Origin of the sequence: Streptococcus sp. 3613, from assembly GCF_013277375.1 — a bacterium.
Lineage (GTDB): Bacteria > Bacillota > Bacilli > Lactobacillales > Streptococcaceae > Streptococcus > Streptococcus pseudopneumoniae.
Genome location: NZ_VMMV01000019.1, coordinates 1 through 8,495, shown reverse-complemented (window position 1 = coordinate 8,495; position 8,495 = coordinate 1). Strand labels below are relative to the sequence as shown.

The 8,495-nt window shown below is 31.2% G+C and carries 9 protein-coding genes; 2 read left to right on the top strand and 7 right to left on the bottom strand.

Features of this window, described 5'->3' with window-relative positions; genetic code table 11:
- Together HT708_RS02130 and HT708_RS02125 are read left to right on the top strand one after the other, a co-directional pair.
- Nucleotides 1-412, top strand: a 412-nt coding sequence (locus HT708_RS02130) for a DUF4143 domain-containing protein (RefSeq protein ID WP_172925910.1), incomplete at its 5' end; no start/stop codon positions are given.
- A gap of 345 nt (nt 413-757) precedes the next feature.
- The gene (locus HT708_RS02125) at nt 758-1,054 is read left to right on the top strand and encodes a tyrosine-type recombinase/integrase (protein WP_226373115.1); all 297 of its coding nucleotides are present in this window, start codon (nt 758-760) and stop codon (nt 1,052-1,054) included.
- Between the two features lie 456 nt (nt 1,055-1,510).
- Here the strand turns inward: HT708_RS02125 and HT708_RS02120 are convergent, their stop codons facing one another.
- The 7 genes from HT708_RS02120 to HT708_RS02090 all read right to left on the bottom strand — a co-directional run bounded on the left by HT708_RS02120 (nt 1,511) and on the right by HT708_RS02090 (nt 8,103).
- Entirely contained in the window at nt 1,511-2,401 is an 891-nt protein-coding gene (locus HT708_RS02120) for a restriction endonuclease (protein WP_054392941.1), read from the bottom strand.
- A 23-nt stretch (nt 2,402-2,424) separates the two neighbouring features.
- Nucleotides 2,425-5,508 carry a DEAD/DEAH box helicase gene (locus HT708_RS02115; RefSeq protein ID WP_054392940.1) on the bottom strand — a complete coding sequence of 1,028 codons (3,084 nt, stop codon included), beginning with the start codon at nt 5,506-5,508 and terminating at the stop codon, nt 2,425-2,427.
- A complete protein-coding gene (locus HT708_RS02110; RefSeq protein WP_054392939.1) occupies nt 5,505-6,302 on the bottom strand; it encodes a Hachiman antiphage defense system protein HamA in 798 nt (265 codons plus the stop codon). Before HT708_RS02110 ends, HT708_RS02115 begins: the two co-directional genes overlap by 4 nt.
- A gap of 2 nt (nt 6,303-6,304) precedes the next feature.
- Nucleotides 6,305-7,063, bottom strand: a complete 759-nt coding sequence (gene pezT, locus HT708_RS02105) for a type II toxin-antitoxin system toxin PezT (protein WP_054392938.1) — start codon at nt 7,061-7,063, stop codon at nt 6,305-6,307.
- The gene (gene pezA / locus HT708_RS02100; RefSeq protein ID WP_054392937.1) at nt 7,063-7,539 is read right to left on the bottom strand and encodes a type II toxin-antitoxin system antitoxin PezA; all 477 of its coding nucleotides are present in this window, start codon (nt 7,537-7,539) and stop codon (nt 7,063-7,065) included. The genes pezT and pezA overlap by 1 nt, the downstream gene beginning before the upstream one ends.
- Nucleotides 7,540-7,565: 26 nt before the next feature.
- The gene (locus HT708_RS11675) at nt 7,566-7,805 is read right to left on the bottom strand and encodes a Fic family protein (RefSeq protein WP_054392936.1); all 240 of its coding nucleotides are present in this window, start codon (nt 7,803-7,805) and stop codon (nt 7,566-7,568) included.
- 121 nt (nt 7,806-7,926) lie between these two features.
- Nucleotides 7,927-8,103 (bottom strand): hypothetical protein, encoded by a 177-nt coding sequence (locus HT708_RS02090; RefSeq protein ID WP_000050747.1) that lies wholly within the window; start codon nt 8,101-8,103, stop codon nt 7,927-7,929.
- Nucleotides 8,104-8,495 lie beyond the last annotated feature (392 nt).

Below are 8,495 nucleotides of genomic sequence, written 5' to 3'. Positions count from 1 at the left end.
TCCACGTTTTGATGTAAAAGGTCGAGCATTATTGCAACGCTTAGAAAAATATTATCCCGTTGATTTAGGTTTACGACATCTCTTATTACCAGACCACAAGGAAGACATTGGGCATATCTTGGAAAATATGGTATATTTGGAATTAAGACGTAGATATTCACAAGTATATGTTGGTAATTTAGATAAATATGAGGTTGATTTTGTTGTTGTAACTGATCTTGGTCACTACGCTTATTATCAGGTCAGTGAAACAACACTTGCTCCAGAAACACTAGAAAGAGAGCTTAGACCACTAGAAGCCATTAAAGATCAATTCCCCAAGTATCTATTAACAATGGATACGATTCAGCCAACAGCCAATTACAATGGAATTGAGAAGAAAAATATCATAGATTGGTTACTAGAAAAATAGATAAATATAAATCATACAGCTAACTAGATTTGCAACAGTCTGTTATCAATGATTCTACCCAAATCCTAACAAGATATAGTGAACTTCGAATACGCTATATAATACGGACACTTGAAAATAGAAATTGGGGATGTAATGGGAACTATAACTTCTGGAAGTACTATCAAAAATTAATATCATAGTCTTATTAGAGAATAGCATCACCCACTTTCTCAAATAAGATTAAATTGTAACTGAATTATAATGAAAAAGAGAGTGAGCAATCAGTCTTTAAAATCAGAAAAGCGCATAGTATCAGGTATTGAATGAACAACCTTGATAATATGCGTTTTATTATGGAAATATTTGCTTCATTTTCTCCTGAATAGAGCTTTTGCTATCCCATTTTTCTCTATTTCTAATGATTTACTTCAACTTCTTATCTCTTGGGAAAAACAACAAAGATATGAACTAGCACATGCTACACCTCATAAACTGCGACATACAGGAGCACCGCTTGCTAAACAAGCAGGAATGACATTAAAAGATATTTCTGAAGCACTAACCCACAGCGACACAGGTACAACACAGATTTATGTCAATACTTCGAATGTAGTTCCTATGGCAGTCGGTGAATTTGCTTTAAAGTCTCTAAAACAATGAAGTGAAAATAAGGTAAATTTTGAGGTGAACTTTTTCAAAAATCATAAAAAAGCACCCATGAGGTAAACTCTTGAGTGCTTTGAAACGTTGATATAATCGGTTCGATTAACGTTTTGAGAACTGGCTAGCTTTACGAGCTTTTTTCAAGCCTGATTTGATACATTTTATTTTAACAAGTTTCGTCATTCCTTTAAAATCAACATTTTCCCGTGTTTCCTGAAAATAAATTTACAACTAATTTGAATAAGTTTCAGTTAAATGGTGTTAATTTTACCCTAAAAATATATAAATTGAGCTAGATTTTACCAAAAAGTTCACACCATTTGAGTTGTTAATACTTTGTACATTTCTATAGAAATAGAAACCTATATCAAATTTCAACTATCCTATCTCGATTGTAAGCATATCAAAAATAAAATAATAAAATGAAAGTCGACAGGAGATTTTAGAAATATATTAGTTGATTATAGAAATATTCGGATTTCCTGTTTTAGAAGCTCCAATTATCTTCACTTTTAAAGCTTCATCCAAACTAATTCTATTTTCTAAAATGTACGATAATTCTTGTCCATTCATAAATAAAATTTTAGCATCTCTATTAGAAAAATCTTGAATCACTTCATCTCTAAAACCATTTATTGAAATAAATAGTCCACGAGTAGAAGTTAGTTTTGTATCAACTTTTTGCTTTAAAGAAGAAATGTTTAATGAATTTATTGGATCTTTAGTCCATTTTATCTCGACTAAGTAATCAAACCCCTCAAACCTAAAATAGCCATCTAGTTGTTGAGTATTTGAGTTATTTCTGTACGGATCATGATAATTAATATCGTTGATTTTGAATAAATTAGCAATAATTTGTTCTAAGTGATATCCTCTTTCTTGAGGATTTTCACTTGAAAATAGCGAATAATACTCCATTTTTAGCTCTTCGATTTTTTGAAGCTGTTGTTGCTTGGTTTGAATTTTTTTCTCTTGTTTTAAACGATGATAGGAATTATTCGATGTTTCATTAGTCTTATCTCGTTGAATATTACCTAGCAATCGCTTTAACTTTCTTAACGCATCTAACCCCCTATTTCTATCTTGCACTTCATCAGGAATATTTTTCATTTTATAAAATTCAGTTGCTATTTGTCTAATTATAAATCTTCCATTTTCTGTTTGATTAAGTTCATTTATAACATTTTTTGCCCAAACAAACTTCGGTTCAGATTTCCATCTTACTATCAAATTATTTGGAACTCCCGAAGCCTGCATGAATGCAGCAACAGTATCTTTATAATGGAAACATAATCCAAAACATTGAATAATTTGTTGTTGGATTTCAAAAGATATCTTAGTCATTTTTCTCCTTTCTTTTAACTATTTTAAATTTCATTAATTAACTGTATGTAGTAACTTGGAAAATCACTCAATTTATCTTTTAGTCTAGCTGAATCCCGTTTGATTTCATTTCTAATCTGATTCTTACTTTGAGACTTAATCTCTTGACCAATCAATTGAACTACAATTCTATCTGAAAAACCTAATTCATAGATATTGATTTCTTTATCAAGAGATAAACCATATTTCAATCTCCTTGTCAACTTAGTTATAACATCTATTTTCTCACCAACTAATTCTTCAAGAATATTGTTAATTGAATTTAAAATCATTGATGTTTCGTATCCTAACCCATTGTCACAAAGAGATATAATGTCAGACAAGTCAATTGATTTTAACTTGCCTCTTTTTTCAATTCTGATTAGCTTTTCAGTACAACTTTCCAATATATTAAAGTAAGAAATACCGTTAATCCAGAGTTGAGTAATATAATTGAGGTCTTCTGTACTCAATTTTCTCATCACCTTATTATTTGAAAATTCCCTTATAATCTCAATTAAAACACTTAATAAATCTTTCTCTATCTCACAAGATAATATAGAGCCCTGATTTCCCTGTACCCATGCTTTTAAGTGTTCCGACTGGTATAATCCAATTGAGTTTTTTGAAAGTATTTCAGTTGATACTGAACTAGTGATTATTTTATCTCTGACTAAATCAAAGAGTTCTTTTATTCTTTCTCTTTCATTCTCATCACCTAAAAAATACCCAAAAGTATTTTCAGCTAAACCATCAATCTCCATTTCATCAGTAAATATTGAAGCAAGATAGTTTTCAATTGCTATTAGTGTGCTCTCAATTTGATTTATCTTATAATTAAAATCCTGCAAATAAGGGCTTGCTTGTGCCCTTAAGTTTGATGAAACACTATTTACTCTTTCTAAGTACTCTACATTATTGATAAATCTCTCAAGAATTAGATTCCAAAAATCAAATTTCATGCTCCCGTATCTATAATCAGTTGAATCTACTGAATCGAACTTTATAATATTTAAAATATTACTTTTACACCCTTCTGAATTAATTGGATTTAACAATTTTTTATACTGTTTCTTCTTCCAACTCTTTTGTTCAGTTTTATATATACCAGATTCTGTTAATATTATCGTCCCTTCTGTATATTTCCCGGCTCTCCCAGCTCTACCTATCAAATTTTGAAAATCACGAACTTTTATTGCATCTCCTGCTTGATACATACTTGAGACAATTAAGTATTTTATAGGTAAATTTACACCTTGTGCTAATGTCGAAGTACATACTACATTATTTATTTTACTTTTTGAAAATGCATATTCTATAGCAATCCGCAGTCCCATAGGTATACCTGAATGATGCGAAAATATTCCTAGCTGACTACAAGTATATTCAACACTATCATATCCTATGTTTTTACCAATTAAGTTTCCTATTTTTTCAACTTCAAATCTATCTGAGTTTTCTAAGAAATCACTTAGGTCATACTTTCTATTATTTAAGTCTATAAATCTTCTCAAAACAATATTAACAGTATCTTTTCTTCCACAAAAAATTGCTACTCCACCATTTTTAATTAGTTTAATGCCATAATAAATACTTATATCATTTGCATTTTTCAGTTCTGGAAATACTTTTGGCTTTCGTTCTTTTCCAAGTAGTTCTAATTTACTAACGTTAACAGTACGTGGAACAAAAAATTCTTCTTCAAATGTAATAGGATCTATAAAGTATAATTGTTCATTACTCCCATTTAAATCACTAAAAGCAATTCTTTTTTCTGTTGTTTTAATCGAATTATTAGAAACAACTACTCCATCTTCATTAAACCATTTATTTATAGCTTCACTATTTGGTATTACAGCAGAAATTAAAATCTTCTGTACTTCTTTTTGTAAAGTTTGTTTAACTGTTGACATAAGTAATTCAAAGTTGCTTCCACGATTTGGATCATCAAAAAGATGTGCTTCGTCAAATATACAGAGCCCTATTCTATCAATAAATGATTGATTATTTCTCAATAAAAACAATAATTTTTCTGGAGTAAGTACAAAAACTCTCTTTATACTATCATTAAAGATCGAGAAATCTTGTGGTATCTCAGGTAAATCAAAAATTTCACTAATAATTACATCTTCATTATTAATAAAGTGCGCATTAATATCTCGATATATCTCCCTACATAATGCTCTAAAAGGAGCAACGATTAGTACATTATCAATTCTATTTGAGTAAAATGCTGACCTTAATATCAGATTGATTGAGGCTGTTTTACCTGAACTTGTTGGCATCTGAATAATTCCAGATCTACCTATAAAAATCCCCTGCTTACCTAATTCGATTTGAGAAGGCCAGAGTTCCTTCATACTTCCTTCTGACTGAATATAATCCTGCCACACTGAAAAATCTAATTCTGAAAATTCAGGTAGTAATTTCGTTGATGAACAATTGATTTTTTTACATACTACTGCTAAAAGACAATTTACAATAATTACAGAAAAATCACTTCCATTTATGTATACTTTATCTTGTAAATTTCTAAAAACCTCTGTAGCAATATCACGTCCCTCTAAAATATAGTTTCTATACCGTTCAACTAGAGTGTTTAACTCAGCTGAATATATATCTGTGATTAATTCATAGTTCTCAAAGACTCTATTTGTCAAGATGTCTATTAATACCTTAATTAGATTAGAACTATCCTCAGGAAATCGTGTAGCATCTGAAATATAGCTAAGCATAACACTCGAACTACCATTATAATCCCCTAGATAGTAAGCTGTTGCTCCTAACATTGCAATATAATCTCTATATTCATCAGCATTTCCCAACTCAGACAAAATCAGTGCATCAAAAAACTCTGCAGCGTGATGTAATTGGTTTTTTAAATGAGGATCAAAATGATTATGATTTATATAATCTTCAAAATACTTTCTAGCAGAATCCGCAACAATTGCTAGTGCTACAAGAAAAGATTTGTGAGAGTCCTCTGAAATCGAAATATGATTTTCTAAAGGTATATCAAATTCAATCATTTTTGCTTTTGAACGAATAAGCTTTGAATAATATAATGACCGTTTTCCAAATTCTATCATACTTCACTCGCTTTCAAGTAAAGTTTATTTATAAAATCCATTAGCTTCTCAGAATGTATCACTATCATCTGGATTTTTTCCGAATCTCTATGTTTCTCTGTAATAACTTGTTTTATTGTCTCCAAATCATATGAGTCATTCGAGTGAACAGCAATAGCACCATATGTAACTTTAAATGGGTTATCTGAAAAATTTAGAAACCGAGTTAATATTTCAGCTTCACCTGGATTTAAACTATACAGTTTTTCATAACTAGCAACAATTGAAGTTGAAAACCTTATAAAATCTTTTTGGGAATTATCTATAGCTTCTTGAAGCTTTTTTTGGGCTTTTTCATCGCATTTTTCTGAAGCAGATGATTTCACTTCTATAACTATAACTTCATCTTTATCTGGATTATGAGGGTCAAAGCTATATCCCAAAGCATCACTTCCTGGAGTTGGCATATCTTTGTTTATTCTACTATTAAACCGAGTTCTAGGAACAAAATAATTTTTAAAATATTGCAGATAGTCAGATACTAAAATTTCACCAAAATCACCTGATTTTGTTGAAGGCTTACTTGGTAATTTATTACCACTCAGATATTCCGAAGCACTAAGACCCGTAACTAATGTCATATGTAACAACATATCATCTGAGCAATAATTACGTCTAAATTGTTTTGCCCATTCTTCAAAAATTTCTGGATCATCCTGAATATCTAAATGGAAAACTTCTATCTTTTTACCTTCATTAGTATATATTGGATTTTCTGAAATTAGATAATTCATATATCTATGTGTTGCTTCCATACCTATCCCCCCAGCTCTCTCAACCGTTCCTGCCCTATCTTCAACATCTCTTCCTCCACCTTACTCCATTTTCCAAATAGGCATTCGTGTAAAACTTCTGCTGCTGAGGTTTCGTCTACTTGCGAATCATAAACACACGATTGATCTCTTTGATAAATTTGAATTTGTCTAAAAAGTTCATCCTTTTCTAACTCCCATAAGTTATCAACCAAATGTTCTACAATTCTATCATGGTGTGCTTTAGGAGTCGCTCTAGCCTGACTAGGATCTATAGCGTAGAGCTCCTCATAATGTATCAAAGTACTGAGATAGGACAATTCTGGCTTAGTCGCAATCAGCGCTAGTGATACTTGATAGCCTCTAGTTGTCAATAATTGTGCTGTTTTCCGAGGAACTTCGGTTGTTCTCAAGGTACCCTCGATTAATAAATGATAACCTTGTTTACTCAACTCATCTACAAGATATTCAACCATTTGGCCTGCAAATACTTTGGTATAATCCACACTATCTTTACCATACTTTTCCTGTAGACCAAGGTAGTTCGGATGAAAAGAGCGATAACTATCTCCATCAATGATAATGATATTTCCTTGAAATTCCCTTTGTTTAATACGGTGAATCGTTGTCTTACCAGCACCACTCTGTCCACCGAGCAAAATAGCCTTGGGCTGAGATGAAGTTGTTTTTCCACGAGTTAAAGAACGAACGAGTCGATTAGAGGCTTTAATAAAGTCATCCTGGCTAAATTTATCTAATTTCATTAAGCCACCACTAGATGACTAGCTTGTTTTAGCACACGTTCAATGCCATCCAAATAGCCATTATATCGCTCTAATTCCTCAAAAGTAGCAACAAGATAAATCTTCGTGTTAATCAAATCAGAAAGATCATCGCTCATTAGAACCCAAGGATTAGAACTATCATCAAATTCAATTACTTGTTCATCTTGAAAACGATAAAGTTGCGCTAAGATATTCGCTCCTCGTTCCTTTATCAATTCTATTTTTAATGTTAAGTGATAATCTTCTACTGGTGTAAGCATTTTTTCCTCCCCTACGATATCGATATAGGAAACATTAAATTTTTTGCAGATACGATCTACTAATTCTGTCGAAACTGAACTTGTCCCATTCTCATAACGGCTGAGGCTATTTCGAGAGATACCAATAATCTTTGCGAATTCAGGTTGGGTGAGATCATGTGTTTTACGTAATGTTTTTATATTTTCTCCAATCATAAGAGCCCTCCTTTTATTTATTTCTATTATAGCACAAAAAAGAGACGCACCATTTTTGGTGCGTCAAAAAACACAAACTTTATTGCTGTATCAAAAGATTGAATCGGCAGAAAATCATTACCACTCTTTGAAATATTGACTTTTCTAAATTCACCTGCCCAATGATACATATCTTCAAACAAAAATTGATGAATTTTCAATATATCTTTTACACTATAAACTGGGATAGGATTGATAAATAATTTCAAACTCTTACTAGCAATCATACGATATTCAAGCTCACGTGCTTTTTTCCTTCCTGCTTATTTCTTAGAACTGAAGAACCCGGATCGGTATATAAATTATCCGGATCAACATAGTCATAAGACTCATAACAGTTGCGCTTCATTAAGTCATCCCCAGAGCAAGAGCTTCATCTCGTAATTTTTCAACATCACTAACCGTAGGTCGCCATCCTTCAATCATATTTGTACTTAAAGCATACCAAACACTCTTAAAAACGGATCGGTTTTCAAAAGCTATTCCCATGATTGCCATCTTTTCTTTATCTATATCTAAGGACATATGCTACCTCCTTTAGATACATTATACCATGTTTCTCTGTAGCTTTTAAAAATTTTATTTTGTTTGTCATATCTAAGTTTTCAGCACGCTTATCCTATTTATCCGAGAATAATTAAATATCTATCTCATAAACTAGCAGTAGTTGTTAGTAATAGACCATATACCCAACAATTTGTTCTGCCATGAGTTTTTCATTTCACTAATTTCTTAAATGCTTCTAAATGACTTGTTAACACAAATGATTCAACATCAACAAGTACAATTTCTTTTTCTATCTTGAAGATATTTAAATAGTTCCAGATATTATTTCTAAACAATTAGAAATAACCAAGCGAATTAAATATTATTTCTAAATATTTGAAAATAATGTCTATTTGTATTATACTATCTTT

What these genes read in the sequence shown, in the direction of transcription:
- HT708_RS02120 (WP_054392941.1), bottom strand. Translation starts at nt 2,401, where the DNA reads ATGACTAAGATATCTTTTGAAATCCAACAACAAATTATTCAATGTTTT.
- HT708_RS02115 (WP_054392940.1), bottom strand. Translation starts at nt 5,508, where the DNA reads ATGATAGAATTTGGAAAACGGTCATTATATTATTCAAAGCTTATTCGT.
- HT708_RS02110 (WP_054392939.1), bottom strand. Translation starts at nt 6,302, where the DNA reads ATGGAAGCAACACATAGATATATGAATTATCTAATTTCAGAAAATCCA.
- pezT (WP_054392938.1), bottom strand. Translation starts at nt 7,063, where the DNA reads ATGAAATTAGATAAATTTAGCCAGGATGACTTTATTAAAGCCTCTAAT.
- pezA (WP_054392937.1), bottom strand. Translation starts at nt 7,539, where the DNA reads ATGATTGGAGAAAATATAAAAACATTACGTAAAACACATGATCTCACC.
- HT708_RS11675 (WP_054392936.1), bottom strand. Translation starts at nt 7,805, where the DNA reads ATGATTGCTAGTAAGAGTTTGAAATTATTTATCAATCCTATCCCAGTT.
- HT708_RS02090 (WP_000050747.1), bottom strand. Translation starts at nt 8,103, where the DNA reads ATGTCCTTAGATATAGATAAAGAAAAGATGGCAATCATGGGAATAGCT.